Source organism: Modestobacter sp. VKM Ac-2986, assembly GCF_026967795.1.
Lineage (GTDB): Bacteria > Actinomycetota > Actinomycetes > Mycobacteriales > Geodermatophilaceae > Modestobacter.
Map to the genome: position 1 here is coordinate 383,292 of NZ_JAPVBH010000004.1, position 26,304 is coordinate 409,595.

The 26,304-nt window shown below is 75.3% G+C and carries 23 protein-coding genes; 11 read left to right on the plus strand and 12 right to left on the minus strand.

Features of this window, described 5'->3' with window-relative positions; genetic code table 11:
- Positions 1 to 6: 6 nt before the first annotated feature.
- Both O2W14_RS12945 and O2W14_RS12950 read right to left on the minus strand, forming a co-directional pair.
- The gene (locus O2W14_RS12945; RefSeq protein WP_269176505.1) at positions 7 to 453 is read right to left on the minus strand and encodes a GtrA family protein; all 447 of its coding nucleotides are present in this window, start codon (positions 451 to 453) and stop codon (positions 7 to 9) included.
- Complete coding sequence (locus tag O2W14_RS12950) at positions 450 to 2,813, minus strand: hypothetical protein (RefSeq protein WP_269176506.1); 2,364 nt, start codon at positions 2,811 to 2,813, stop codon at positions 450 to 452. The genes O2W14_RS12945 and O2W14_RS12950 overlap by 4 nt, the downstream gene beginning before the upstream one ends.
- Before the next feature lie 163 nt (positions 2,814 to 2,976).
- Here O2W14_RS12950 and O2W14_RS12955 point away from each other — a divergent pair, with 163 nt between their 5' ends.
- Both O2W14_RS12955 and O2W14_RS12960 read left to right on the plus strand, forming a co-directional pair.
- Positions 2,977 to 3,780 carry a TIGR03089 family protein gene (locus tag O2W14_RS12955; protein ID WP_269176507.1) on the plus strand — a complete coding sequence of 268 codons (804 nt, stop codon included), beginning with the start codon at positions 2,977 to 2,979 and terminating at the stop codon, positions 3,778 to 3,780.
- A 138-nt stretch (positions 3,781 to 3,918) separates the two neighbouring features.
- Positions 3,919 to 4,740, plus strand: coding sequence for a DUF1028 domain-containing protein (locus O2W14_RS12960; RefSeq protein WP_269176508.1), 822 nt, complete (start codon positions 3,919 to 3,921; stop codon positions 4,738 to 4,740).
- Positions 4,741 to 4,774: 34 nt separating this feature from the next.
- On the opposite strand, the gene O2W14_RS12965 is transcribed toward O2W14_RS12960, so the two are convergent.
- Positions 4,775 to 7,894 carry an arabinosyltransferase domain-containing protein gene (locus O2W14_RS12965; protein WP_269176509.1) on the minus strand — a complete coding sequence of 1,040 codons (3,120 nt, stop codon included), beginning with the start codon at positions 7,892 to 7,894 and terminating at the stop codon, positions 4,775 to 4,777.
- 224 nt (positions 7,895 to 8,118) lie between these two features.
- On the opposite strand from O2W14_RS12965, the gene O2W14_RS12970 reads away from it, so the two are divergent.
- Together O2W14_RS12970 and O2W14_RS12975 are read left to right on the plus strand one after the other, a co-directional pair.
- Entirely contained in the window at positions 8,119 to 9,387 is a 1,269-nt protein-coding gene (locus O2W14_RS12970) for a hypothetical protein (RefSeq protein WP_269176510.1), read from the plus strand.
- On the plus strand, positions 9,384 to 10,502 hold the full coding sequence (locus O2W14_RS12975; protein WP_269176511.1) for a glycosyltransferase family 4 protein: 1,119 nt from the start codon (positions 9,384 to 9,386) through the stop codon (positions 10,500 to 10,502). Before O2W14_RS12970 ends, O2W14_RS12975 begins: the two co-directional genes overlap by 4 nt.
- Positions 10,503 to 10,506: 4 nt before the next feature.
- Here the strand turns inward: O2W14_RS12975 and purE are convergent, their stop codons facing one another.
- Entirely contained in the window at positions 10,507 to 11,019 is a 513-nt protein-coding gene (purE, locus tag O2W14_RS12980) for a 5-(carboxyamino)imidazole ribonucleotide mutase (RefSeq protein ID WP_269176512.1), read from the minus strand.
- 2 nt (positions 11,020 to 11,021) lie between these two features.
- Entirely contained in the window at positions 11,022 to 12,227 is a 1,206-nt protein-coding gene (locus O2W14_RS12985; RefSeq protein WP_269176513.1) for a 5-(carboxyamino)imidazole ribonucleotide synthase, read from the minus strand.
- 105 nt (positions 12,228 to 12,332) lie between these two features.
- On the opposite strand from O2W14_RS12985, the gene O2W14_RS12990 reads away from it, so the two are divergent.
- The 4 genes from O2W14_RS12990 to O2W14_RS13005 all read left to right on the plus strand — a co-directional run bounded on the left by O2W14_RS12990 (position 12,333) and on the right by O2W14_RS13005 (position 14,872).
- Positions 12,333 to 12,851 (plus strand): GtrA family protein, encoded by a 519-nt coding sequence (locus tag O2W14_RS12990; RefSeq protein ID WP_269176514.1) that lies wholly within the window; start codon positions 12,333 to 12,335, stop codon positions 12,849 to 12,851.
- An 84-nt stretch (positions 12,852 to 12,935) separates the two neighbouring features.
- Positions 12,936 to 13,598 carry a hypothetical protein gene (locus O2W14_RS12995; protein ID WP_269176515.1) on the plus strand — a complete coding sequence of 221 codons (663 nt, stop codon included), beginning with the start codon at positions 12,936 to 12,938 and terminating at the stop codon, positions 13,596 to 13,598.
- 55 nt (positions 13,599 to 13,653) lie between these two features.
- Positions 13,654 to 14,115 carry a hypothetical protein gene (locus O2W14_RS13000; protein ID WP_269176516.1) on the plus strand — a complete coding sequence of 154 codons (462 nt, stop codon included), beginning with the start codon at positions 13,654 to 13,656 and terminating at the stop codon, positions 14,113 to 14,115.
- Positions 14,116 to 14,179: 64 nt separating this feature from the next.
- Positions 14,180 to 14,872, plus strand: coding sequence for an acylneuraminate cytidylyltransferase family protein (locus O2W14_RS13005; protein ID WP_269176517.1), 693 nt, complete (start codon positions 14,180 to 14,182; stop codon positions 14,870 to 14,872).
- 7 nt (positions 14,873 to 14,879) lie between these two features.
- Here the strand turns inward: O2W14_RS13005 and neuC are convergent, their stop codons facing one another.
- The 7 genes from neuC to O2W14_RS13040 all read right to left on the minus strand — a co-directional run bounded on the left by neuC (position 14,880) and on the right by O2W14_RS13040 (position 23,855).
- A complete protein-coding gene (gene neuC / locus O2W14_RS13010) occupies positions 14,880 to 16,010 on the minus strand; it encodes a UDP-N-acetylglucosamine 2-epimerase (RefSeq protein WP_269176518.1) in 1,131 nt (376 codons plus the stop codon).
- The gene (locus O2W14_RS13015; RefSeq protein ID WP_269176519.1) at positions 16,007 to 17,068 is read right to left on the minus strand and encodes an N-acetylneuraminate synthase family protein; all 1,062 of its coding nucleotides are present in this window, start codon (positions 17,066 to 17,068) and stop codon (positions 16,007 to 16,009) included. Before O2W14_RS13015 ends, neuC begins: the two co-directional genes overlap by 4 nt.
- A 342-nt stretch (positions 17,069 to 17,410) precedes the next feature.
- On the minus strand, positions 17,411 to 18,154 hold the full coding sequence (locus tag O2W14_RS13020) for an SGNH/GDSL hydrolase family protein (RefSeq protein WP_269176520.1): 744 nt from the start codon (positions 18,152 to 18,154) through the stop codon (positions 17,411 to 17,413).
- A 77-nt stretch (positions 18,155 to 18,231) separates the two neighbouring features.
- Positions 18,232 to 21,192, minus strand: a complete 2,961-nt coding sequence (locus tag O2W14_RS13025; RefSeq protein ID WP_269176521.1) for an AAA family ATPase — start codon at positions 21,190 to 21,192, stop codon at positions 18,232 to 18,234.
- Positions 21,189 to 22,340, minus strand: a complete 1,152-nt coding sequence (locus O2W14_RS13030) for an exonuclease SbcCD subunit D (RefSeq protein WP_269176522.1) — start codon at positions 22,338 to 22,340, stop codon at positions 21,189 to 21,191. The genes O2W14_RS13025 and O2W14_RS13030 overlap by 4 nt, the downstream gene beginning before the upstream one ends.
- Before the next feature lie 68 nt (positions 22,341 to 22,408).
- Complete coding sequence (locus tag O2W14_RS13035) at positions 22,409 to 22,984, minus strand: PH domain-containing protein (protein WP_269176523.1); 576 nt, start codon at positions 22,982 to 22,984, stop codon at positions 22,409 to 22,411.
- A gap of 31 nt (positions 22,985 to 23,015) precedes the next feature.
- Entirely contained in the window at positions 23,016 to 23,855 is an 840-nt protein-coding gene (locus O2W14_RS13040) for a biotin--[acetyl-CoA-carboxylase] ligase (RefSeq protein WP_269176524.1), read from the minus strand.
- Positions 23,856 to 23,875: 20 nt separating this feature from the next.
- On the opposite strand from O2W14_RS13040, the gene O2W14_RS13045 reads away from it, so the two are divergent.
- The 3 genes from O2W14_RS13045 to O2W14_RS13055 are packed head-to-tail and all read left to right on the plus strand — an operon-like array spanning position 23,876 to position 26,303.
- The gene (locus tag O2W14_RS13045) at positions 23,876 to 25,495 is read left to right on the plus strand and encodes an acyl-CoA carboxylase subunit beta (protein ID WP_269176525.1); all 1,620 of its coding nucleotides are present in this window, start codon (positions 23,876 to 23,878) and stop codon (positions 25,493 to 25,495) included.
- A complete protein-coding gene (locus O2W14_RS13050) occupies positions 25,492 to 25,704 on the plus strand; it encodes an acyl-CoA carboxylase subunit epsilon (protein WP_269176526.1) in 213 nt (70 codons plus the stop codon). The genes O2W14_RS13045 and O2W14_RS13050 overlap by 4 nt, the downstream gene beginning before the upstream one ends.
- Complete coding sequence (locus O2W14_RS13055; RefSeq protein WP_269176527.1) at positions 25,701 to 26,303, plus strand: Maf family protein; 603 nt, start codon at positions 25,701 to 25,703, stop codon at positions 26,301 to 26,303. Before O2W14_RS13050 ends, O2W14_RS13055 begins: the two co-directional genes overlap by 4 nt.
- The last annotated feature ends 1 nt before the right edge of the window (position 26,304 follow it).

Sequence of the window (26,304 nt, forward strand, 5' to 3'; positions counted from 1 at the left end):
CCGGCATCAGGCCGCTGCGTCCCGGAGGTCGGACGGCACCTCGGCGTCGGGGGTGCCGGCCGGGCGCGGGTCCCGGCCGAACAGCCACTTGCTCGCGGCGAAGTTGGCGGCGAAGGAGGGCGGGAGGGACACCAACTTGCAGAGGAAGGGGGCCCACCCCGTCGCCTCCTGGAACAGGTCGATCAGCACCGAGAAGGCCAGCACCGAGAAGACGTACCAGCCCACGAAGAGCACGAACCGCGAGGCCGACCGTCCGCCCTCGAAGGCGTACTTGGTGACGAAGAAGTAGACCACCAGCACCGCGGCCGCCGCGCTGATCAGGTTGGCCGCCCAGGGCTCCAGCCCCAGGTGCACGCCGAGGGCGAACAGGCCCAGGTCGACGGCCAGCCCGAGGCCCGAGCCGAGGGAGAACTGCAGCAGCTGGCGCAGGTGGACGGGCATCCGGCCGGTCACGCGGGCACCTCGTCCCGGGCGCGGCCCCGGCGGGAGGCCGCACCGCGCGCCCCGCGCCGGCCGGTGAGGACCGAGACGACCAGGGAGGCGACCAGGAGCAGCCCGGCGACCACGAAGGCCGGCACCAGGATGCGCTCACCGATCGGCACGTAGGAGATCTCCAGACTGGCACCGTCCAGGCCCGCGGGCAGGTCCAGCCGCAGCACGGCCCCGTCGACGGTGCCCACCGTGATCGGCTGTCCGTCGAGGGTGGCCTGCATGCCCGGCCACCACGTCGTGCGGAAGGCCAGCTCACCGGCCTCCGCGCCGGTGCTCACCGTGTAGGACTCCATCGGCCCGTCCCCACGGCCCAGGCCGATGCCACCGGGGCCCTCGGTCACGTCCACCCCGCGGGCGACGGTGACCCGGCCGGGCAGCCCGTCCTCACGCTGGTAGGCGGTGTAGCCCCCGACGTCGGCGCCGCGGGTCCAGGTGGCGTCCAGGTGCTGCCGGATCGGCTCGGGCGCACCGTCGGCCAGCAGCACGTCGTCCTCGGACAGCAGGTCCAGCCAGGTCACCCCGGTGCCGGGGGCCGTGTCGAGCAACCACTGCGGGTCCCCGCACGTGGACCCCTGGTAGGTCCGGCACCAGTGCTCGTTCACGGCCCCGTGCCAGACGGCGAAGGAGCCGCTGCCGCTGCGGAAGTCCGCCATCAGGTTGCCGTTGCCGCGCAGGACGCCGGTCGACCACCCCGAGTCCGCGCCGAAGTCGTAGGAGATGACCGTGGCCGAGCCGTCGACCAGCACCGACCGGTCGCGGTACGCGGCCACCGCGGTGCCCAGCTGCTCACCGGGGTAGAGCGCGCGGTAGGGCATGTCGCCCTGGTCGGGCACCTCGTTGATGACGTCCATCCGGTCGGCCAGCGAGACCATCATCCGCTCGCCGATGAAGACCGTCCCCCACGACACGAGCAGGAGGACGGCGGTCGCGGCGCCGAGCACCGGCAGCCGCCCGGGACGCGACGCACGGGCGCGCATCCCGCCCACGAGCACGACGAGGGCCGCGAGCGCGACGAGCGTCACCACCATCGACAGCAGGTGCCACCGGTAGAAGACCGGGGCGCGGAACCCGGCCAGCACCGCCTGGGCACCGACCAGGCCGACGGCCAGGAGCAGCCGGCGCCGGGTCAGCAGCGGCGCGGCGGTGACCGCCAGCAGCGCCAGCACGGCCAGGCCGACCTGCACGACCACCAGGTAGCGGATCGGGTAGCGGAACACCGAGACCGTCGTGGGCAGCTGGGTGAACACGACGGCGGTGCAGAACAGGACCAGTGCGGTCAGGACGCCCGGCGAGCGGACCGCCCGCTTCCAGTCCACGAGGGCCACCGCGGCCACCGCGGCGGTCAGCGTGTACATGCCCGGGACCAGCCCGAGGTTCCCCGACCAGGCGTTCGTCTGGCCCATCAGCGTCGGCGACCCGAGCAGCACGTCGACGAGGTTGGTCACCCCGAAGCCGACGTTGCCGACGAGCAGGTCGGCCTCCTGCCGGGTGATGTAGGGCGACATCTCGACCGTGGAGAGCAGGGTCGGCAACGCCGCGGCCAGGCCGGCCAGCATGGCCAGGAGCCGGGCGACCACCGGCACGGTCACCAGCACCCGGAGGGTGTGGTCCCGCACGAGCTCGACCAGCTGCGCCAGCACCAGGGCCAGGGCGAAGAACAGGATGTAGGGGTTGCCCGACGCGAGCAGCGCCCAGGTGGCCAGCCCGAGGACGACGATGCCCGGCGTCCGGCGGGAGACCAGGCCCCACCAGAACCACGGCAGCCAGGCCACGCTCCACAGCAGCGGCCACCACGCACTGCCGTACCAGAGGTAGAAGCCACTGGAGGCCGCACCGAGGGCACCGGCCACCGCCAGGACGGGGTGGACACCGTGCTGGCGGAGCAGGGTGAGGACACCGGTGCCCAGGAGCAGGACGCAGATGGTCGCGAACCCCCAGGCCATGACCAGGGCGTCGTCGGTGCGGGCGGCCAGCGCCTGCAGGCCCCAGTGCAGCGGGTCCAGCGCGCCGTACTGCATGTCGGCCACGAGGTTGCCGGCCTGCCCCTGCTCGGGGTCCATCAGCGGCGGTCGCCCGCCCTCCAGGTGCCGGCCCATCCACCAGGTCATCGGCCCGAACTGCGCCTGCGAGTCGTCGTACCAGAAGAAGCGGGGGGCCAGCCGGCTGAGGACGAAGAGCTGGAGGAGCTGCAGGACGACGTACCCGGCGTAGGCGCCGACGTCGGCGAGCAGCCGGTCGCGCCACGGCGCCGCCGACCCGGCGGCCACGGACGGTGACACCACCGCGGTGGCGCCGCCGCGCGCAGCGATCTGCGTGATCATCCCTCGGCCTCCCCGTTGGCATCGTCCTGTCCGACTGGTGCGGAGCAGGCCGGCACCCGGCAGGGCGACGACGACGCAGCACCCATGGCGTTCGCGAGGCGACTGTAACCGCGCCCGGGAGGGCGCAGGCGGCAGCGGTCGGTTCCGGTGCCACCCTGTTCTCGTGACACACACCCGTCCCACCGACCCCAGCCAGCTGTGGGCCGCGGCCGCGCGGCGCGATCCCGCGGCCCCGATGCTGACCCAGTACGACGACGTCTCCGGCGAGCGCACCGAGCTGTCGGGCACCACCCTGGCCAACTGGGTGGCGAAGACGGCCAACCTGCTGCAGGGCGAGTTCGACGTCGGCCCGGGCAGCACGGTCGGCGTCGCGCTGCCGGTGCACTGGCAGACCGCCGCCGTCCTGCTGGGCGCGTGGAGCTGCGGCGCCGCGGTGCTGGAGACGGCCGCGGAGGACGACGACCGGCTCACCACGGCCGACGTCGTCCTGGCCGCCGCCGACCGGCTGCCGCCGCTGGAGGAGCTCGGCCTCGACGAGCTGCTCGGGCTGTCGCTGCACCCGATGGGCATGGGGATGACCGGCTACACCGGCCCCGCCCGTGACTTCGCGCTGGAGGTGCGCGCGCAGGGCGACGTCTTCTCCCCCTGGCAGCCGGTCGACCCCGCGGGCGTCGGGCTGGTCCTCGGCGGGGGCTCGCTGACCCTGGCCGGGCTGGTCGACACCGCCACCGAGCTCGCCGGCCGGCTGGGCATCGTCGCCGGCGACCGGGTGATGGTCGACGAGCGGGCGGCCACCGAGGCCGGCCCGGTGGCCTGGCTGCTCGCCCCGCTGGCCGCCGGCGCCTCGCTGGTGCTGTGCCGGTCGGCGGCGCCGTCCGCGCTGCCGCACCGGGCCGCCACCGAGCGGGTGACCGCGACCCTGGGCCTCTCGCTGGAGGGCGTCCGCGAGCTGGGCCGCCCGGCCTGAGGCCGTGGCGGACGGCGCGCTGCGCGGACCGGGGCGGGCCGGTCCCGGCAGGATGGGTCCCCGGGCGGCGGCGGACCACCCCGGCGGGGAGGTCGCGATGAGGCAGGCGACGGCCCGCGGTGCGGGTGCGGTGACGGGATGACCTTCTCGGTGATCGGGCGGGACGCCGGCACCGGCGACCTGGGCATCGCCGTCTCCTCCTGCATCCTCGCCGTCGGGCGCGTCGTGCCCAGCGTGCGTCCCGGGGTCGGCGTCGTCGCGGTGCAGGCGCGCAGCCGGCGGGGGCTGGGCGGCTCGCTGCTGACCGGGCTGGCCGAGGGCGCCCCGCCCGCGGACCTGGTGCGCCGGGCCGCGCACGCCGCCGAGGACGTCGACCGGCAGATCGCCGTGCTGGACGCCACCGGCCGGGTGGCCGCCGACACCGGCCGCGGCTCGCTGCCGGTGAGCGGGCACCTGGTCGGCGAGGGCTTCAGCGTGCAGGGCAACATGCTCGCCTCCGCCGACGTCCTGCCGGCCATGTCGCAGGCGTTCACCGCCACCGGCGGGCCGCTGGCCGACCGGCTGCTCGCCGCGCTCACCGCCGGGCAGGACGCCGGCGGTGACCTGCGGGGGCGGCAGTCCGCGGCGCTGCAGGTGGTCGGCGGCTCCCCCGCCACCGACGACGACGACGGGGTCCGGCTGGACCTGCGGGTCGACGACTCCGGCGACCCGGTCGCCCAGCTGCGGATGCTGCGGAACCTGCAGCGGGCCTACGACGAGCGGGACTACGAGACGCTGGCGGTCTTCGCCCCCGAGGGCGCCCGCGACCTCTACGCCGCGCTCGCCGCCTCCCGCCGCGGCGACCGGGCCGCGGCGCGCAGCGCCCTGGAGGCGATGCGCGCCCGGCCGGGGTGGTCGGCGTGGCTGGCGTCGATGGCCGGTGACGCCCGGCTCGCGGGGGTCTCCCGACTGCTGGGCTGAGCCGGCCTCCCCCCGCCGGCCCCACTCCCCCGGCTCACTCCTCCGGGGTCTCGTAGGGCCAGGCGGCCTCCGCCGGCCCCTGCCAGCCCCAGCGGGTGACCGAGGACCGACGCACGTCGTAGCCGCGCGCCGGGTAGGCGGGCACGACCCGGAAGACCTGCACCGTGTCGATCTCGGGGAAGTCGGGGAACGTCCCGCCGAGGAAGGTCACCGAGGAGTCGTAGCGGGTGGGGGCGAACAGGCCGCCGCGCGGCAGCTGCCAGGTGGCGTCCTCGGTCCCGTTGATCCCCTCGTCCCCCCACAGGACGGCGTGCTCGACCGGCTCGGTGATGCCGTCGGAGAGGTCCGGCTGCCGCTGGCACGGGAAGAGGAAGGCCAGCTGCCAGGCCAGGGCCACCGGCGCGTCGCCGGTCAGCTGCTCGGTCAGCGGCACCACCGGCACCACGGACGGGCCGGTGAACGCCAGCCAGCCGGAGATGCCGGTGGTGGCGTCGGCGCCGACCAGCCGGACCGCGTCGGCCCCGGCCGAGGGCCCGGCCGGGGCCGGGAGAACCTGGGTCCGCCAGGTCTGGGACGTGACGTCGTCGGCCAGGACCGCCGAGCCCAGCGGCTGGACCCCCGTCGCGCCGGTGCGGCCGTACTCGACGGTGAGCTGGTTGCCGCCCTCGGTCAGGTCCCCGCTCACCAGCACGGCGAGCTGCTCGCCCTCGGCCGGGTCGGCCGGGAGCTGGGCCCACGAGGTGGTGAGCTGCCCGACCGCGCTGCCGTCGGCCTCGCCGCGCAGGCTGCCCCACACCTCGGTCGCCGGCGCTGTGGGCGGCGGGCTGGCCGGGAGGAAGCCGCTCCCGGCGGCGAAGGCGTCCTCCGGGACGGCGACGGCCGGCGCGGCGCCGGGCACCCGGGTCAGCGGCCGCGCGGCGTCCACGTCGGCGGCGACGATCGCCTTCGCCGGACCGCACGTGCTGCCCGCCGGGTCGGCGATCGCATCGGCCCACGGCGAGTACGTGTCCGCCGTGGCGACGGCGGCGACCGCGAAGCCGCCGACCAGGTAGGTCGCCGACAACGCCAGGGCCACGGTGACCGCGGCCGGGACCGCGGTCGCCCACGGGCGGCGCCGGGGCAGCCGGAGGCGGCGGTGCAGCAACCGCACGGCCAGGACCAGCACACCGACGAGCAGCGCCCACAGCAGCGCGTTGTCGAGCGTGACGCCACCGAGCGCCGGCCGCCGCAACGGACGCGGGAGGCCCTGCAGCCAGGAGTAGGCCCAGTCGTTGGGCCCGTGGAAGGACAGCGCGACGACCAGCACCGCGGAGCCGGCGGCCAGCGCCCCGACCAGCGGCCCGTTGCGCAGGCCACCGGGCACCGTGCGCACCAGGACCGGCACGGAGACCAGGAACAGCGCCAGGAACGCCGGGCCGATGCCGTCCAGGGCGCCGAAGTGGTGCGTCCACTTGCTCGGGGTGATCCACAGCAGCAGGAACGCCAGCGCCAGGCTCTGCCCGGCCAGCAGCAGCTGGGGGCTGAGCACGTCCCGGCGCCGGGACGTCGCGGCGACCACCGCGAACCACAGCAGCGCGGCGATGCCGAGCACGACCGCGAGCCGCTTGGCGTAGGCGCCCATGGCGATCGGGGCGAAGAGGAAGTTGTAGCGCTGGTACTCGTCGAACCAGTTGTTCTGCGCCTGGATGGACAGGAAGATCTCCTGGCCGCGGGAGAAGTCGTTGAGCGAGCCGTCGCCGAACGCGGCGATCCCGGCGACCGACCCGGGGGCGACCACGGCCAACCCCCGCAGCCACGCGCGCCGCGCGGGGACGCCCTCGCGGAGCACGCCGACGATCCGCGGCAGCCCGGCCAGCAGCGGGGCCAGGGCCACGAAGCCGGTCGGGTGGCAGACCGCGCTCAGCGCCGCGGCGACCACGGCCAGGCCGAGCAGCGGCAGGCTGCGCCGGCGCAGCCCCGAGGCGACCCCCAGCAGCGTCACCGCGGCGAGGAACCCGCCGATGGCCTCGGGCCGCACGCCCATGCCGTAGGGCAGCCACCAGGCCAGGAAGGCGACCGCGAGGACCAGCACCATGGCCCCCCGGCCCCGGCGGGAGGACTGCAGCACCGCCGGCAGCGCACCCGGCTGGGTGGTGAAGCGGCGCAGCACGAACCAGGTCAGCAGGCCGGTGACCAGCGCCGGCACGCGCAGCACGGCCGGGCTGTCGCCGACCTGCTGCCACACGCCGAGCATGCGGTAGGACCAGGTGAACGGGGTGAAGTTCTGGTTGAGCAGCTGGTAGAAGTTCCCGACCGCGCCCTGGTCGGCGCCGTTGCGGGCCATCGCGGCGTAGTAGCCGTCGTCGTCGGACATCGGCGCCAGGAACAGCCAGGCGACCATCACCAGCGGGACGACGACGTCCAGCACCCCGAACCGGCGACGTCCGGGCACCGACGCGGGCCGGTCGCCGCGCTGCTCGAGGACGAGGAAGACCACGGACCCGGCGGCGCCGAGGAGCACCAGCGCGATCAGCGCCCACTTCAGCGGCGAGGGCGTGGTGGCGAACTGGTCGTCGACGGCGATCTCGGCCGACAGCACCTCACCCTCGGCCGGGGACAGCGTGGTCAGCGAGGTGGCCAGGACGTCGACCCGCGGCAGCTGGCCGGCCGGGCCGCGGGCGAGCCGGTCGCCGTCCCGGCTCAGGACCAGGCCGGCGGCGTCGCCGGTGACGGCGTAGCTGCAGTCACCGGTCACCGCGACGTCGCGGACCAGGGTGCGGCCGAGGGCCTCGACGGTGAGCCCGCCGGGCAGGGACCGCACGAGCAGGCCCTGGACCGCCGCGGTGGGCTGCCCGGGGCGCACGGTGGACAGCACGACGCCGTCGTCGGTGCCGGCCGCGGCCCGCACCGCCGCACAGCTGAACCGGACGTCGAGCGACAGCGGTGTCTGGGCGGTGAGCTGCAGCATCGTCGAGGCCGGGGCCGTCGCCGACTGCGGCCACGAGACGACCGGTGCGGCCATCGAGACCGGGGCCACCGGGAGCAGCAGGGTGCTCAGCACCGCGACCAGCCCCGCGAGCAGGGCCAGCGGGGACAGCCAGCGCCGGCGGCTGCGCCCGGCCACCCGGGTGGCCCCGCGGTCGGGTCCGGTCGACCCCTCGACGGGACCGTCCACCACAACGCCTCGCGACACACCCACTCCTCGCCTCGCCCGCACCTGCCCCGGCAGTGAACCCTGCCCGACCGCCGATCGGCCGCGGGGACCCGCCGTCCGGTCGCTGCCCGGCCACCGGGCCGGGCCGTGCCACTACCGTTCCCGAGGTGCGCGGGGAGACGACGGCCGGAGCCGGCAGTGCGCCCCCCGCCCCACGACGCGTCGGCGCCGGCTCGGTGGGCTGGGTGGCGGTCTGCATCATCCTCTCCGGCGTCGCCACCTACGCCTACCTCGCCCTGGTGGCCCGGGCGCTCCCCGTCGCCGACTACGGCTGGTTCGGCTCCTACTGGTCGCTGGCCCTGGTGGTCGGCTTCGGCGCGTTCCTCCCCGTCGAGCTGGAGCTCGCCCGGCTGGTGCAGCTGCGCCCGCCCGGCGCGCGGGTGCCGGCCGGTGCCCCGGTCGCGCTCGCCGGGCTGGCGCTGGCCGGTGCGGTCGTGCTGCTCCTGGCCGCATCGGCGCTGGTGCCCGCCCTGGGCGGCCAGGTCGGCTTCCTGGTCGCCCTGCTGTGCGTGTGCGCCGTCTCGGCCGGGCAGTTCCTGCTGCGCGGACTGCTGCTGGGCACCGGCCGGCTGGGCCTGCACGGCACCGTGCTGCTGCTGGACTCCGGCCTCCGGGTCCTGCTGGCCGCCGGGCTGACCTGGGTGGCGCCCGACGCCGGCGCGACCGCCTACGCCTGGACGCTGGTCGCGGCGATGGCGCTGGCGCACCTGCCGCTGCTGGGGTGGCTGCTGCTGCGCCGCCGGCGCGCGGTCCCGGTTCCGGTCGCGAGCGAGCCGGGGTCCCGGCCGTTCCTCGGCGCGGTCGGCCACCTGCTCATCGGCACGCTGTGCGCGCAGGTGCTGCTCAACGCCGCGCCGGTGCTGGTCACCGGGGCGGCCGGCGCCGGCGAGGCGGTGCTGGCGGCCCAGTTCGTGGCCTCCTACACGCTGGTGCGGCTGCCGCTGTTCGTCGCCGTGCCGCTGCAGAGCGCGCTGATCCCGGTGCTCACCCACGTGCAGGCCGAGGGCGACGGCGCCCGGCTGCGCGCCGCCGTGGTGCGCGGGCTGGCCGCGCTCGCCGCCGCGGGGGTGCTGGCCCTCGGGGTGGGGCTGTGGCTCGGCCCGCCGGTGGTCGGGCTGGTGTTCGGCGACGGGTACGCGCTGCCGGGGGGTGAGATCGCGCTGCTGGCCGTGGGCAGCGTCGCGCACCTGGGCCTGCTGGTGGCCGGCCAGGCGCTCGTCGCCGGCGCGCGCCACCGCGCGGTCGCCGTGGTCTGGCTGTCCGGGCTGGCCGCCGCCGCGGTGGTGTTCGTGCTGGTACCCGACCTGGTGCTGCGCTCGGGGCTGGCGTTCACGGTCGGCTCCACGGTGGCGCTGCTGGCCGCCGCGGCCGTGCTGCTCGCCGCACGGCCACCGGCCGGCGCGAGCACCACCTCCGCCGCCAGCGCGGCTGCTCGGGGAGGATCGCCGGCATGAGCGCCGACCACGACCTGCTGATCGGGTTGAACTACTACGCCCCCTACGTCAGCGGCCTGACCAACGTCGCCCGCGACGTGGCGGTGGGCCTGGTCGAGCGCGGCCACCGGGTCAAGGTCGTCACCACCCGGCACGACCCGGCCCTGCCCGAGCGCGAGACCCTGGACGGCGTGGAGGTCGAGCGCACCCCGGTGGTCGCCCGGTTCGGCAAGGGGGTGATCAGCCCGACCCTGGTGCCCCGCATCGTCGCGGCCAGTCGCCGGGCCCGGCTGACCAACCTGCACCTGCCGATGCTGGAGGCCGGGCTGATCGCCGGCCGCTGCGCCTCACCGGTGGCGCTGACCTACCACTGCGACGTCAGCCTGCCGCCGGGCGCGCTCAACGCCGTCCAGCGCACCGCCGTGGACGCCTCCAGCCGGCGGGCGATGCGCGCGGCGCAGACCGTGGTCGTCACCAGCGACGACTACGCGCAGCACAGCCGGCTGTGGCCGGCGATGCGCGGCCGCACGCTGGTCATCCCGCCGCCCTGCCACGAGCGCCCGGCCGGCCGGCCGCGGTTCCGCGACGGCGACGGGCTGCACGTCGGGTTCCTCGGCCGGATCGTGGAGGAGAAGGGGCTGCAGTACCTGGTGCGCGCCTTCCAGGCCCTCGGCGACCCGGACGCCCGGCTGCTCATCGGCGGCGACTTCACCACGGTGGTGGGCGGCTCGGTCGTCGACGAGGTCCGCGCCCTGGTCGATGGCGACCCGCGCATCCGGCTGCTGGGCTTCCTGCCCGAGGCCGACATCGCCGACCTGTACGCCTCCCTCGACGTGTTCGCGCTGCCCTCGGTCAACGCGTTCGAGGCCTTCGGCATCGTCCAGGTCGAGGCGATGATGGCCGGCGTCCCCGCGCTGGCCAGCGACCTGCCGGGGGTGCGCACCCCGGTGCAGGAGACCGGCTTCGGCGCGATCGCCACCCCCCGCGACGTCCCCGGCCTCACCGCCGGGCTGCGCGAGCTGGCGGCGGCCGGGCTGGACCGGGCGGCCGGCGCCGAGCGGACCCGGGCCCGGTTCGCCGTGGGCACCGTCCTCGACGCCTACGAGCGGCTGGTCGAGGCGGCGCCGCAGCGCTGAGCAGTCAGCCGAGGCGGTCCTGGAGCGCGGCGTCGCGGGCCAGCACCGAGTCGGTCAGCTCGGCCTGGAACCGGACGACGGCGGCGCGCAGCCGCTCGTCGCCGGCGGCGAGCACCCGCACGGCCAGCAGGCCGGCGTTGCGGCCGCCGCCGATGGAGACCGTGGCCACCGGCACGCCGGCGGGCATCTGGACGATCGACAGCAGGCTGTCCAGGCCGTCGAGCCGGTCCAGCGGCCGCGGGACGCCGATGACCGGCAGCGGGGTGACCGCCGCGATCATCCCGGGCAGGTGGGCCGCTCCCCCGGCGCCGGCGACGATCACCCGCAGGCCGCGGTCGGCGGCGGTCTCGCCGTACTCGAGCATCCGCCGGGGCGTGCGGTGGGCGGAGACGACGTGCGCCTCCCACGGGACGGCGAACTCGGTCAGCGCCGCCGCGGCCGGCTCGAGCATCGGCCAGTCGGAGTCGCTGCCCATGACGATGCCGACGACCGGGTCCCCACCGGGTGCGGTGCTCATGGTCAGTGCTCCTCGTCGAAGGCGAAGGCCGGGTCGACGACACCGTCGGCCAGGTAGCGGGCGGCGGCCACGGCGCGGGCACGGACCTCGGTGACGTCCTCGCCCAGCGCGGTGACGTGACCGAGCTTGCGGCCACGCCGCTGGGTCTTGCCGTACCAGTGCAGCTTGACGTCGGGCCAGTGCGCCATGAGGTGGTGCACCCGCTCGTCCAGCCCCGGGCCGGACCAGTCCTCGTCGGCGGTCGCCCCGCCCAGCACGTTGGCCATCACCACGACCGGCGCGGTCATCGCCGTGGAGCCCAGCGGGTAGTCCAGGACGGCGCGCAAGTGCTGCTCGAACTGGCTGGTGCGGGCGCCCTCGATGGTCCAGTGCCCGGAGTTGTGCGGCCGCATGGCCAGCTCGTTGACCAGGATGCCGTCGGCGGTCTCGAACAGCTCCACGGCCAGCATCCCGACCACGCCGAGGGAGTCCGCGATCCGCACGGCGAGCTCCTGGGCGGCGGTGGCCAGCTCGTCGGACAGCCCGGGCGCGGGGGCCAGCACCTCGTTGCAGACGCCGTCCCGCTGCACGGTCTCGACCACCGGCCAGACCGCGACCTGCCCGAAGGGCGAGCGGGCCACCTGCGCGGCGAGCTCGCGCACCATCGGCACCCGCTCCTCCACCAGCAGGGTGCCGTGCCGCTCGAGCAGCGCGGCGACCTCGTCGGGGCCGTGCACGACGAACACGCCCTTGCCGTCGTAGCCACCGCGCGGGGTCTTGGCGACCACCGGCCAGCCGACCTCGGCGCCGAACTCCGCGACGTCGTGCACGGTGCGCGCCTCGGCCCAGGCCGGCTGGGGTTCGCCCGCGGCGGCCAGCGCCCGGCGCAGCACCAGCTTGTCCTGGGCGTGCACCAGGGCCGCCGGCCCCGGGGCGACGCGGTGGCCGGCGTCGACGAGCGCCTGCAGGTGCTCGGTCGGCACGTGCTCGTGGTCGAAGGTCAGCACCGTGGCGCCCTGCGCCAGCCGCTGCAGGTCGGCCAGCTCACGGTGGTCGCCGAGCTGCACGTCGGCGGTCACCAGCGCGGCGGACTCGGCGGGGTCGGTGGCCAGCACGCGCAGCGACTGGCCGAGCGCGACCGCCGCCTGGTGGGTCATCCGGGACAGCTGCCCCCCGCCCACCATGGCGACGACGGGCAGGCCGGTGCGGGGGTCCAGGGCTCCGGGCATCGACGAGAGGTTAGCGGTCGCCCGGCGGCACCCGGTCGGCCGACGTCACACCGGCGACCCCGCGAGCCGACGGCGGGGCCCGCGTGCACGCCGTACAGTCGGGACGTGGCTGGAGTGGGTGCGTTGACCAACCGTCTCCGCAGCACCTCCCGGCTGCTGCTCAAGGAGCTCGGCGCCTTCGGCGTCGTGGGCGCGGTGTGCTTCGTCCTCCAGATCGCCTGCTTCCAACTGCTCTACGCCCACCTGGGCGTGGGCGCGGTGAGCTCGAACCTGATCGCCACCGTGGTGTCGATGACGGCGGCCTACGTCGGCCACCGCTACTGGTCCTTCTCCCACCGGACGCGCTCCAGCGTGCGCCGCGAGTACGTGCTGTTCGCCGCCATCAACGGCGTCACGCTGCTGCTGGGCCTGGCCGTCGTCGCCTTCGTGCGCTACCCGCTGGGCCAGGACAGCGCCCTGGTGCTGCAGATCGCCAACATCGGCTCGATCGTGCTGGGCACCGTGATCCGCTACCTCGGCTACCGCCGCTGGGTCTTCACCGAGCCCGTCGCCCCGGTGGCACCGGCCGCGCCGGTGGTCGAGCGGCACGTGGCCCCGCGGTCCCCCGACCCCGACCTGGTCTGACCCACCGGTCCCACCCGGCCCACGGGTCGCCTGCTCCCCCACGGCGGGGACGTCGGCGGCAGGTCCGTGGGTAGCCTCCTCGACGTGTTCCAGGTGGCCGAGAGGCGGCGGGCCCAGCTCCGCGAACTGGCGGCCAGCTACGGCCGCAGCCCCGACATCCGTTCCGTGGCCGTCGTCGGCAACAAGCCGATGGACCCCTCGCCCGAGCGGGCCCGCGCCGTCGACGACTGCGACCTGGTGGTCCGGGTCAACGGGTTCCGCGTCGATGACGAAGGCGACGCGCCCACCTACGGCCGCCGCGCCGACGTCATCTTCTTCAACCGGGCGCTGCGCGCCACGCCGTGGTTCTTCACCGGCTACCGCGAACGGCTGCACCTGCTCGTGGAGCCCGGCCGGCTGCACTGGGAGCCGGACTCGATCCCGTCCTGGTGGCCGCAGGACCTCGGCCAGGTCCACATGGACAACGACGACCTGACCATCCCCTTGTCGGTGGACATGGGGCTGGACTCCGTCGCCCAGGGGCTCTGGGCCACGACCGGGACGATGGCCGCCTGGTGGGCCCGCACCACTTTTCCCGACGCCACCCTGCAGGTGGTCGGCTACTCCTTCCTGGACGCACCCGAACAGACGCGGTGGGACCACTCCTCCGGCGACGACTGCCTCGTCGGCCCGGAGCACCGGCTCGCGCTGGAGTCCGCCCTCTTCCACGGCTGGGTCTCCGACGGTCGGACGACCATCTGGCCGTAAGGCCTCATGGCCGCACGACCAGCATCAGCACCAGCACCAGCTCAGGAGGACGAACATGACACTGCGGGACACGCTCAGGGCCCGGATCGACCGCATGATCGCCTGGCGGGTCGACCGCCGGTTCGACGAGGTGCATCACCAACTCGGTGACCTGCGCGGACGCGTCGAGCGGATCGAGCACCGGCTGGACGAGCTCGGTGGCCACGACCGCCACGTCGACGGCCGGATCGACCACGTCGAGCGCCGCCTCGACCCGGTCCAGCAGGAGTCCTCCTGGTCGGCCAACGAGCTGGCCCGACTGGCACCGCAGGTCGCCGCCTTCGAGACGCGGCTGGAGCAGCAATCCCGACCCCAGGTCTACACCGGTGAGCTGGCCGACCTGCCCGAGGCCCGGATGCTGGTCGATGTCGTCCGCGAGGAGCACGCCCGCATCCGCGCCCGGCTCGCCCTGGTGTCGGCCTACGAGGAGCGGCTGCGCAGGCTGGAGCAGCACGCCCTCGCCCAGAGCGACCGGTGACCGGCTCGCCCGCTGCAGTGGCCAGCCAAGGCCGGGCCGGCGGTCCCGTCCACCGCCGCGACGCGTGACCCGCATCCTGGGCGCACCCGGTGTGGTCGCGATCGTGCCCGCCCGCGCCGGCTCGCGAGGACTGCCGGGGAAGAACCTGGCGACCGTGGGCGGTACGTCCCTGGTGGGGCGGGCCGTCCGGGCCGCGCGCGCGGCCGGGGTACAGACCGTGGCGGTGAGCACCGACGGCGCGGAGATCGCGGCCGAGGCCACCCGGCTGGACGCCACCGTCGTTCACCGGCCTCCCGCCCTGGCCGCCGACGACAGCCGCACGGTGGACGCGTTGCTGCACGTCGCCGACACACTGGCCCTGGACCCCGACACGCTGTTGGTGTTGTTGCAGCCCACCTCTCCGCTCCGGGGTCCCGAGGACGTCGCCGCCGTGCTGGAGCGGCACGCGGTGGGGGACGTGCGCACCACGCTCACAGCGTGCCGGGCCGAGCACCACCCGTACAAGGAGCTCGTGCTCAACTCCTCCGGCCGGGCGGTACCGGTGCACGACTGGTCGGCCCTGGAGGCCCCCCGCCAGCAGCTGCCCCCGGCTTACCGGATCAACGGAGCCGTCTACGCCGTCGCCGTCGGCGACCTCCGGCGGGCAGGCGCCGTCGTCGTCCCGGACGTGGCGGTGGTGGAGATGCCCGAACACCGCAGCATCGACATCGACGGGGCCGCCGACCTCGCCCGCGCCCGGGAGCTCGCGGACGGTTGACCCACGGTCAGCCCCGGTCGACGAAGCGCTTCTGCAGCGGCAGTGCCCAAGAAGAAGCCTCCCGCAGCACCTCGACGATGCGTCGTGCGGCACCCGCCGTGCCGAAGTGCTCCTCAGGGAGTGTTCGACCCTCCCGGCTGGCGTCCTCCACGGCGGCGACGATCGCGCGGCAGTCGGCGTCGACGTGCCGGACGGACGACGCCGGCGACCGGCCGTCCTGCCGAGTACCGACGTTCACCGAAGGCGTGCCCAGCACCGGCGCCTCGCGCACTCCGCTGCTGGAGTTCCCGACCAGGACCTGCGCGTGGCGCAGCAGCGTCAGGTAGGCGGCGAACCGCATCGAGGGCAGCCGCGTCACGCCGGGGACGCCGTCCAGCCGGGACAGCGCCGCCTTGACGTCGAATGTGCCTTCGTCGTTGTTCGGGTCGATCACGACCCAGGCGCCGCCGAGGTCGAGCACCGCGTCGACGACCGCCTCGGCGTGCGCCCGATTCCGGTCCAGCTCCGTGGTCACCGGGTGGAAGGCCAGTACCCCGTACGGCCGGGTCGGGGTGCCGTACCGCTCCTGGACGGGCTCCAGAGGGGCGTCCAGGGCGGCCACCAGCGCGTCGATCTCGGGGCTGCCCACCACATGGACGCGTTCCGCGTCCTCTCCTAGCTGAAGTACGCGCCGCTGGGCCTCGTCATTGGCGACGAAGTGCAGATGGGCGTGCTTGGTGATCGAGTGGCGGATGGAGTCGTCGATCGTGCCGGACACCTCGCCGCCCTCGACATGGGCGACCCGGGTGTTGGTGAGGCTGCCGGCCAGGGCACCGGCGAGCGCCTCCACCCGGTCGCCGTGCACCAGCACCAAGTCGGCGGACTCCGAGAGCAGGAGCCGCGCGATGGAGTTGATGCTATTGGCCAGCACCAAGGCCATCGGCTCGTCGGCCACCTGGTTGGGCACGTGGTGCAGCCGGCGCAGCCCGACCTGCTCGATCTCGTGCACCGTGTAGCCGTAGCCGTGGAGCAGGTGCATGCCTGTGACGACCAGGGAGAACTCGACGTCGGGCGCGTCCTGCAGCCCCAGGAAGACGTCCCGCATCTTGCCGAAGTCCGCGCGCGTCCCGGTGATGCCGACGATGCGTCTGGCGGTCACCGCGCTGCCGTCGTCCATCCGTCGATGTCGGCCGCGGACAGCTGCACATCGGCCGGGAGCGCCCGGGTCGCTCGCCGACCCAACACGCGGTCGTAGTCGGCGGCGAGCAGCGCACCGGTGCCGGGCCGCTTGACCCAGAGGTTGTCCACGGTGAAGTCCTCCCCCTCTGCCACGGGGCGGATCGACACGATGCTTGCGTAGGCGAAGTCGATGGTCGGCTGCTCATCGGGCAGCACGGTCTTGTGCCCACCACGTGACAGCGCCAGCACGTCAGCACCGCGGATCAGCTCGGCGAACTCGGTGGGCGTGCTCGAGATCGGGATGTCCGGACCCGGCCAGGACATGTCAGAGGTGAAGTGCCGCTCGAGGACGTCGGCGCCGACGGCCACCGCTCCGAGACACGCAAAGATCGACGTGGTGTGGTCCGAGAGGCCGAGCACCGCGTCGGGGAACGCCTCACCGAGATCGGCGATGCCACCCAGCCGGACTTGGTGGGCGGGGGTCGGGTACACGCTCGTGCACTGCATCAACGCAAAGGGGACGCCGGAGGCCCGGAGCAGCTCCACCGAGGGGCGGATCGTGCTGATGTCGTTCATCCCGGTGCTCAGGACGACCGGCTTGCCGAAGGACGCGACGTGCTTCACCAGCGGGTAGTTGTTGCACTCGCCGGAACCGATCTTGAACGCGGGCACGTCGATCTCGGCAAGCCGGTCCGCTGCCGCGCGGCTGAAGGGCGTGGAGATGGCGAGGAGGCCGCGCTCGTGGGCGTGCTCGAAGCAGTCCCGCTCCTCCTCTGCGGAGAGCGCGCAGCGCTGCATCATCGTGTAGATCGATTCGTCAGCGTTCCCGGGAACGACGTCGTTGGGGATCATCTCGTCCTCAACGACGTGCGACTGGAACTTGACGCACTCAACGCCCGCAGCGGCTGCGTCGTCGATCATCCGGTGCATCCGGTCGAGGTCACCGTCGTGATTGATGCCCAACTCGGCGATCACCAGCGGGCGTTCCCCCCCACCGACAGTCCGGTTGCCGATCTGGAAGCGAGGAGCCTGCGTCATCCCTCCACAGTAGGTGACGTCCGACGACTTCTCGGCTCGCCTGCGACCCCTGTGGCGAGTGAGGCAGGTTGCTCCCCGAGCCGGTCGCCGCACTCGCCCGACGGCGGCTCGAAGCCCGGTGACCGCCATCGCCACAGGTCCGGCCGGGCCTCCGCGCGGGCACACCCGGGCCCGGCAGCGTCCTCTGGAGTCGGCTCGCCAACCAGCGGCCCTCCCGGCCGCTGACGACCCCCGCCGGCAGTGATCCAGGGTGCGCAGCTCCAGGCCGTGCCGACCGCCTCGAGCGGCACGGCGCGGACGCGCGAGGCTGTCGCGGGGCCCGCACACCGGAGGCACGTTGGGCTACCGGTCGGGCTGGTCCGACTGGTCGGCCGCGGCGTCCAGCAGCGCCGCGCGCAGGAGCACCCCGGCCTGGTCGGCGGCGGTGACGGTCGGGTGCACGCCGTCCACGGTGGCGCTAGGGCGGAAGGTCCCGTCGACTGTGACGTCGGTCCAGGGGTCGACGAAGCGCCACCCCTCCTGCGCGGCGAGTGCGGCGAGCCGGCGGTTGTAGTCGGCCGTGGCGTCCGGGCGGGGGTCGCTCGGCGGGATCGCGGACACGACGACGTCCGGGACCCCCGCGGCGGCCACGATCCCGCGGAGGTTGTCCTCGCTCTCGGTCCAGGTGACCCCGGCCGTCACGTCGTTGGTCCCGGCGAGCAGGAGGAGGACGTCGCCCTGGTACGGCGTGACGTGGGCGAGCATGTCGGCGGTCCGGGCGCCGGAGACGGCCCAGCCGCCACCGAACCGGGCCGGCGCGACCGAGGCCGCCTGCACCCAGGAGCCCGCGCCGGCGATGCCGATGTCCTGCGCCGAGGGCGCCCAGGCGGTGAGCGAGTCCCCGACCGTCACGAAGGTGACCTCGCCGGGAGCCGGCGCCGGGGCGGAGCCCGCCGAGGAACCGGCGGAGGACCCCGTCACCGCGGCCGGCGCACCGGCGCCACCACTCGTCGCTTCCTCGGCGGCGCAGCCGCCCAGGACGAGGACGGCGGCCACCGAGGTCGGGACGGCCCACCAGCGGGCGACTGCTCCGGGTCCGGGGTGCACCCCGCCATTGTCACGGCCCTCGACGTCCTGCGGGGGCAGCGTCACCGGGGCGTCCCACGCCGACCAGGCAGGTCGGGTCAGCTCGCCAGCCGGGAGCCCTCGCGGCCGCTGACGACCTCCAGCCGGCTGGTGATCCGGGTCCGCAGCTCCTCGACGTGGCTGATCACCCCGACGGTGCGCCCGCCGCGGCGGAGCTCGTCGAGCACGGTCATCACCGCGTCCAGCGACTGCGGGTCCAGGGTGCCGAAGCCCTCGTCGACGAACAGGGTGTCGATCTGCACGCCGCCGCTCTCGGCGGTGACCACGTCGGCGAGGCCGAGGGCCAGGGCGAGGGAGGCCATGAAGCTCTCGCCACCGGAGAGCGTCTTGGTGGGCCGGCGCACGCCGGTGTACTCGTCGAGCACGTCCAGGCCGAGCCCGCCGCGGGCACCGTGCCGGCCCTGGGCGTCGCTGTGCAGGAAGGTGTAGCGCCCGCCGGACATGTCCCGCAGCCGCCGGCTGGCCACCTCGGCCACCTGTTCCAGCCGCGCGGCGAGCACGAAGGACTGCAGCCGCATCCGCAGGGTGTTCGCCCCCCGCCCGTTGACCAGGTCGGCGAGCGCGGTCACCTGCTCGGCGACGGCCCGCCGCTCGTCGAGCTCGACCTCCACGGCGGTCAGGTCGGCGGCCAGCCCGTCGAGCGCCGTGGTGCGCGCCCGGGCCTGGGCCAGCGCGGCGACGGCGTCCTCGCGGGCGCTGGTGGCGGTACGGCAGGTGGCGGTGAGCGCCTCGACGTCGGGCCGCGGGGCGAGGTCGGCCAGCTCGGGCTCGGCCAGGGTGGCGGTGACGACCTGCCACTGCTGGTCGTGCCCGGCCACGCGGGCGCCGATCGTGGCGGCGCGCCCGCGGTCGAGCAGGGCGTCGCTGGCGGCCAGCAGGTCGGGGAAGCCCGCCTCGACCACCCGTTCCCCGGCCAGCCGCTGCGCGGCGTCGGCCGCGGCGCGGGACCGCAGCTCGGCGCCCTCGGCGTCCAGGAGCGCCTCGCAGCACTCGGCCTCGCCGGTGAGGCGCCGGACCCGCTCGGCGATGCCGGCGTCCTCGCCCCGGGCCGCGGTGAGCCGCTGCTCGACGTCGGCGAGCTGGTCGCGGGTGGCGGTCAGCTCGGCGCGGGCCAGGGCGAGCTCCTCGCGGGTGGCAGCCCGGGCGGTGACCGCGGCGTCCCGCTCGGCGACGAGCGCGGCGAGCTCCCGGCGGGCGCCGTCGAGTGCGCCGGCCCGGTCGCGGACCGCCCGCTCCTCCTCGACCGCGGCCGCCAGCGCGGCCTCCTGCTCGGCGAGCGGCGTGCTGCCGGCCCGGGCGCGCAGTGCGGCGAGCTCGCGCTCGGTCTGCTCGGCCTGCTGCTGGACGGCCCGGTGCGCGGCCTCGAGCCGGTCGGTGGTGGCGCGGGCGGCGTCCTCGTCGGCCTGGGTGACGACGGGGCCGGTGTGCACGGCCAGCCGGGGGTGCTCAAGTGCGCCGCACACCGGGCAGTCGGCGCCGTCGACGAGGCCGGCGGCCAGCTCGGCCGCCATGCCCTCCAGCCGCTGGGCCCGCAGGTCGGTCCAGCGCTCGCGGGCGTCCAGCCAGGTCTCCCGGGCCGCGGTGGCCCGGTCGTGCTGCTCCTGCGACTCGGCGGTCAGGGTGAGCACCGCGGCGGCGGCCTGCACCGCGGCCCGGCCGCGCTCCAGGGCCTCGGTCAGCCCCGGCAGCCGGGCGGCGGCCTCGGCGGCTGCCTCGACCACCAGCTCCTGGGCGGTCACGCGGGCCGGCCACGCCTCGGCCGCGGCGTCGTCGGCGGCGCTGCGGCGTTCCAGGTCCTCGACCCGGCGGACACCGCGGCCCACCTCGGTGGTGAGCGCGGCGGCCCGTTCGACCTCCGGCAGCAGGGCCCGCAGGGAGGCGGCCTCGTCCCGCAGCGCGCGGGCCAGCACCGTGTCGGCAGGACGACCGGCCGCGACGGCGGCCCAGGAGCGCTGGGCCCCGGCCAGCTGCCCGGCGGCGTGCTCGGCGTCCAGCGCGGCGCGCCCGGCGGCCTCCAGCACGTCGCGGACCGGCTCGGCCCGGGTGCCGGCGTCCAGCAGGTCGCGCAGCGGCTCCAGCTCGTCGGCCTCGGCGGCCAGCCGGTCCCGTTCGGCCCGTGCGCGGTCGCGGCGGACGTGCCGGTCGACCTCGGCCCGGGCCTCGGCCAGCACGGCGTCGACCCGGACCACCTCGGCCGCCGCCTCGGCGGCCGACCGCTCCTGCTCGCGCAGGTGCTCGGCGGCCCCGGCCCGCACCTGGTTCACCCAGGCGCCGGCCCGGGCCGACGAGGGGGCGCCGACGAGGTCGGGCGCGAGCTCCTCGGGCACCTCGACGTCGGCGACCTGGGCGACGCGGGCCAGGACCGTGCCGGCCTGCCCCACGACCGCCCGCAGCTCGCCCTCGGCCGCGCGGCGCTGCTCGTCCAGCCACCCCTCGACCTGACCGAACCGGCTGACGTCGAAGAGGGTCTGGAGCAGCTTGCCGCGCTCCTCGGGCTCGGCCCGCAGGAACCGGGCGAAGTCGCCCTGGGGCAGCAGCACGACCTGGCAGAACTGCTCGGCCGACAGCCCCAGCCGGGTGCGCAGGTGCTCGGAGCCCTCGTCGATGCGGGTGCTCACCGGCTCCCAGTCGGCCCCGGTCCACCGCTGGACGGTGAGCTTCGCCTGCTCCTTGGTGACGCCGGTGCCCTTGAGCTTGGGCCGCTGCTGCTCGGGCCGGCGGACCACCAGCAGCCGCTCGCCGCCCAGGGTGACCTCGCACTGCACCTCGGTGCGCACCCCGGGGCCGGCGTGGTCGCTGCGCAGCCTGCGCTCCTGCCCGCGCGCCCCGGGGACGGTGCCGTAGAGGGCGTAGACGACCGCGTCGAGCAAGGTGGTCTTGCCCGCGCCGGTGGGGCCCCAGAGCAGGAACAGCCCGTCGCGGCCCACCTCGTCCAAGTCGACGGCGACCGTGTCGGCGAACGGGCCGAACGCGGTCAGCTCCAGCCGGTGCACCCTCACAGCGCCGCCTCGGCGCGCGCCGCGGCGGCGAGCGCGCGGCCCAGCAGCTCCCGCTCGGCGGCGCTGGCCTCGACACCGCCGCGGACGTGGGTGACGAACTCGCCGGCGACCTCGAGGTCGCTGCGGCCGGAGAGCCGCTCGGTGTAGGAGCGGGTGTCGGTGCCCGGACCTGAGCCCGTCCACTCCAGGTGCACGCAGTGCGGGAACCGGCCCTGCAGCTGGCGCATCGGGTCGACCGGGCGGACCGGGTCGGTGAGCTGGACGGACACGAAGTGCTCCTCGACCGGCACGAGGTCCGGGTCGGCGAGCAGCTCGGGCAGCTCACCGCGCAGGACGGTGAGCCGGCGCGGGGTGGGCAGCGGCACGGCCCGCACCCCGGCCAGGCCACCGGCGTCGAGGTCGAGGAGCCATGCCTGCTTCTGCTGCCCGGCCTCGCCGAAGGAGTAGGCCAGCGGCGAGCCGCTGTAGCGCACCCGGTCGCTGAGCGACTGCGGCCGGTGCAGGTGGCCCAGCGCGACGTAATCGACGCCGTCGAAGACCCCGGCGGGCACCAGGTCGACCCCGCCGACGGCGATGTCGCGCTCGCTCTCGCTGGGCTGGCCGCCCCCGACGAAGGCGTGCGCCAGCACGACCGACCGCGTCCCGGGCCGTCCCGCCAGGTCGGCGCGCACCCGCCGCATCGCCTCGGCCAGCACCGCCTCGTGCGAGCGCGCGTCGGGCAGGCCCAGCTCGTGGCGGGCGATCTCCGGCTCCAGGTAGGGCAGCCCGTACACGGCCACCTCGCCGTGCTCGTCGGTGAACAGCACCGGCTCACCGAGCCGCGGGGTGTCGGCGCGGACGTGCAGCCCACCGGCGGCGAGCACCTCCGACAGGGTGCCGAGTCGGCGGGCGGAGTCGTGGTTGCCCGGGGTCAGCACGACCTGGGCGCCGGCCCGCAGGAGGCGGTGGACGACCCGGCTGAACACGCCGGTCGCGTCGGCCGAGGGCACCGCGCGGTCGTAGACGTCACCGGCGACCAGGACCACGTCGACGCCCTCGGCGGCCACCACGTCGGCGAGGGCACCGAGCACCGCCTCCTGCTCGGCGAGCAGGTCGGTGCCGTGCAGGGAACGGCCGACGTGCCAGTCGGAGGTGTGCAGCAGCCGCATGCCCCGCACGGTAGGTCGCCCCTCCGACAGGACCGGACGCGGCCCGCCGTCCGACGCCGGGTCCGGGGTCAGAACCGCTCGGTGGGGTGCTGCGCGTCGGAGGGGTCGTACTGGTCGTACGGGCCGGCCGGGTGGCCGCCGCGGGCGGCACGCCGGTCGGCGTCCTCCTCGACCAGCTGGTTGAGCAGCTGCTGCACACCCTCGCTGTCGGGGATCGCGGAGAACACCGTGGGCCCGCCCTCCCCCGCGGTCTCGATCGAGACGGTGCCGGAGTCCACCACCCGGTCCCACAGGCTCTGCCGGAACGAGACGTCGGTGATCCGGGACAGCCCGATGTCCCGGCCGTGCCGGGCCAGCACCCCGGTGCGGAACAGCAGCCGGTGGGTGGTGAAGACGTAGTGCGTGGTCCGCCAGCGCAGCAGCGGGACGGCGACGAACACCAGGCCGAGGAGCAGCGCCGCGGCGACCAGGACCAGCCGCCAGGTCCCCTGGTCCGCCCCGGCGGGCACCAGCGCGGCGCCGAAGGACGTCGCCCCGACCAGCACGAGGAAGAGCACGACGGGCCGCAGGACGGTCAGCCAGTGCGGGTGCAGGTGGCGGACGACCTCTTCGTCCTCGCCGAGGACCTTGTCGGGATAGGGCACCCGACGAGGATGACCGACCCGGCGGGCGGCGTCATCCCTCCCGGCGGACCGGCCGGACGTGTCGCACGTCGCCCGAGGCCAGCTCGATGGTGCCGCCCTCGGTGCGCACCACGAGCCGGCCGTCCCAGTCGACGGCCTCGGCGACGCCGTCGAGGGTCGAGCCGTCGGGCAGGGTCACGGTGACCGTGGTGCCCACGGTGGAGCACCAGGCGAGGTACTCCCGCGCCAGGCCCGAGCCCACCGGGTCGCCGAGTACCTCGACCCAGCGGGTGTAGCGGGTCTCGAAGGCCCGCAGCCAGGCCAGCAGCAGCGCGGCCCGGTCCACCGGGGCACCGGCGGCCAGCTCCAGCGACGTGCCGGTGTCGGGCAGCTCGTCGGCGCGGGTGGAGACGTTGACCCCGGTGCCGATGACGACCGCCTGCCCCGAGCTCTCGGCCAGGATGCCGGCCAGCTTGGCTCCGTCGGCGGCGAGCAGGTCGTTGGGCCACTTCAGCGACGTGCGGACGGCGGTCACCTCGGCCACCGCCTCGGCCAGCGCGACCCCGGTGAGCAGCGACAGCCAGGCCCGCCGGGCCGCCGGGACGTCGGGGCGCACCAGCACCGAGACGGTGAGCCCGGCCCGGGGCGGGGAGGTCCAGGTGCGGTCGAGGCGGCCCCGGCCGGTGACCTGGTGCTCGGCGACCAGCACCAGCCCGCCCGGCTCACCGGAGGCGGCGCGGGCGACCAGCTCGGCGTTGGTGGAGCCGATCTCCTCGACGACCTCGACGGCCCGCCACAGGTCGCTGGACCCGGTGAGCGCAGCGGTCAGCGCGGCAGCGTCCAGGGGCGGGCGGGCGGGGGCGGGAGCAGCGGGGGGAGGGCCGTCGGACACGTCACCTACGCTACGGCGCTGTGAGTGCCGCCGAACCGGAGAACGCGGGAGCACCCGGTCCCGACCCGCACACGACCGCCGGCAAGCTGGCCGAGCTGCAGCGGCGGGTGGAGGCGGCCACGCACGCCGGCTCCGAGCGCGCGGTGGCCAAGCAGCACGCCGCGGGGAAGATGACCGCGCGTGAGCGGATCGACGCCCTGCTGGACCCGGGCTCGTTCACCGAGCTCGACGAGTTCGCCCGGCACCGCTCCACCAACTTCGGCATGGATGAGCGCCGTCCGCACGGGGACGGCGTGGTCACCGGGTACGGCACGATCGACGGCCGCCAGGTGTGCGTGTTCTCCCAGGACGTCACCGTCTTCGGCGGCAGCCTCGGCGAGGTCTACGGCGAGAAGATCGTCAAGGTGCTCGACCTCGCGGTGCGCACCGGCTGCCCGGTCATCGGCATCAACGAGGGCGGCGGCGCGCGCATCCAGGAGGGCGTGGTCTCCCTCGGCCTCTACGCGGAGATCTTCCGGCGCAACGTGCACGCCTCCGGCGTCGTCCCGCAGATCTCCCTGGTGCTGGGCGCGGCGGCCGGCGGGCACGTCTACTCCCCCGCGCTCACCGACTTCATCGTCATGGTCGACGGGACGAGCCAGATGTTCATCACCGGCCCGGACGTGGTGAAGACGGTGACCGGTGAGGACGTGACGCTGGAGGAGCTGGGCGGGGCGCGCACGCACAACACCCGCTCCGGGGTCGCCCACCACCTGGCCACCGACGAGGCCGACGCGCTGGACTACGTCAAGGCGCTGCTGTCCCACCTGCCCAGCAACAACCTCGACCCGCTGCCGGTGGTGGAGGTCGCCCCGGTCGACGTGGCCCTGCCCGAGGGGCTCACCGAGGCCGACCTGGAGCTGGACACGTTCGTCCCGGACTCCGCCAACACCCCCTACGACATGCACACGGTGCTCACCCACGTGCTCGACGACGAGGACTTCCTCGAGGTCCAGCCGCTGTTCGCGCCGAACATCATCGTCGGGTTCGGCCGGGTCGAGGGCCGCCCGGTGGGCGTCGTGGCCAACCAGCCGACCCAGCTGGCCGGCACGCTGGACATCGACGCCAGCGAGAAGGCCGCCCGCTTCGTGCGCACCTGCGACGCCTTCAACATCCCGGTGCTCACCTTCGTCGACGTCCCCGGCTTCCTGCCCGGGACGTCGCAGGAGTGGAACGGGATCATCCGGCGCGGGGCCAAGCTGCTCTACGCCTACGCCGAGGCGACCGTCCCGCTGATCACCGTCATCACCCGCAAGGCCTACGGCGGCGCCTACGACGTGATGGGCTCCAAGCACCTGGGCGCCGACGTGAACCTGGCCTGGCCGACGGCGCAGATCGCGGTCATGGGCGCCCAGGGCGCGGTCGGGCTGCTGCACCGCCGCACGCTGGCCGCCGCCGACGACCCCGAGGCGCTGCGCGCCGAGCTGGTCACCGAGTACGAGGACACGCTGGCCAACCCCTGGATCGCCGCCGACCGCGGGTACGTCGACGCGGTGATCCCGCCCTCGCACACCCGCATCCACGTCGTCCGGGCGCTGCGGCTGCTGGCCAACAAGCGCCAGACGCTGCCGCCCAAGAAGCACGGGAACATCCCGCTGTGAGCGAGGCCCCGGTGCTCAGCGTCCTCAAGGGCGCCCCCTCGGCCGAGGAGCTGGCCGCGCTCACCGTCGTCGTGGCCGCGCTGTCCCAGCGCCGTCCCGCGCGCCACCGTCCGCTGCCGGTCGGGGGCTGGTCGGCGCGCGCCGGCCTGCTGCGCCGCCCGCTGCAGGCCGGTCCCGGTGGCTGGCGCGCGGCCGGGGGCCCGGCATGAGCCGGCGCCTGGTGCTGGCCTCCCAGTCCCCGGCCCGGCTGGCCCTGCTGCGCCAGGCCGGGCTCGCGCCCGAGGTCGTCGTCAGCGGCGTGGACGAGTCGGCGGTCACCGCGCCGCGGGTGCCCGAGCTGGTGGCGCTGCTGGCCACCGCCAAGGCCCGCACCGTCGCCGAGCAGACCGACGACGCACTGGTCATCGGGGCGGACTCGCTGCTGGAGTTCCGCGGCGAGCCGCTGGGCAAGCCGGCCGACGCTGCCGAGGCGCGGCTGCGCTGGCTGCGGATGGGCGGCCGCTCCGGCACGCTGCACACCGGCCAGGCGGTGCTGGACGTCCGCGACGGGGTCATCGCCGCCCGCGACGTCGCGGTCTCCTCCACCGTCGTGCACTTCGCCACCCCCACGCCCGAGGAGCTGGAGGCCTACCTGGGCTCCGGGGAGCCGCTGCACGTCGCCGGGGCCTTCACCCTCGACGGGCTTGGCGCGCCGTTCGTCCGCCGGGTCGAGGGCGACCCGTCCGGGGTCGTCGGCCTGTCCCTGCCGCTGCTGCGCACCCAGCTGGGCCGTCTCGGCGTGCCGATCACCGACCTCTGGCAGCGCTGAG

Coding starts and splice junctions, on each gene's coding strand:
- O2W14_RS13030 (WP_269176522.1), bottom strand. CDS start 22,340: ATGCGGCTGCTGCACACCTCCGACTGGCACGTCGGCCGTTCCCTGCAC.
- O2W14_RS12975 (WP_269176511.1), top strand. CDS start 9,384: ATGAGCGCCGACCACGACCTGCTGATCGGGTTGAACTACTACGCCCCC.
- purE (WP_269176512.1), bottom strand. CDS start 11,019: ATGAGCACCGCACCCGGTGGGGACCCGGTCGTCGGCATCGTCATGGGC.
- O2W14_RS13015 (WP_269176519.1), bottom strand. CDS start 17,068: ATGACGCAGGCTCCTCGCTTCCAGATCGGCAACCGGACTGTCGGTGGG.
- O2W14_RS12985 (WP_269176513.1), bottom strand. CDS start 12,227: ATGCCCGGAGCCCTGGACCCCCGCACCGGCCTGCCCGTCGTCGCCATG.
- O2W14_RS12950 (WP_269176506.1), bottom strand. CDS start 2,813: ATGATCACGCAGATCGCTGCGCGCGGCGGCGCCACCGCGGTGGTGTCA.
- O2W14_RS13000 (WP_269176516.1), top strand. CDS start 13,654: ATGACACTGCGGGACACGCTCAGGGCCCGGATCGACCGCATGATCGCC.
- O2W14_RS12960 (WP_269176508.1), top strand. CDS start 3,919: ATGACCTTCTCGGTGATCGGGCGGGACGCCGGCACCGGCGACCTGGGC.
- O2W14_RS13055 (WP_269176527.1), top strand. CDS start 25,701: ATGAGCCGGCGCCTGGTGCTGGCCTCCCAGTCCCCGGCCCGGCTGGCC.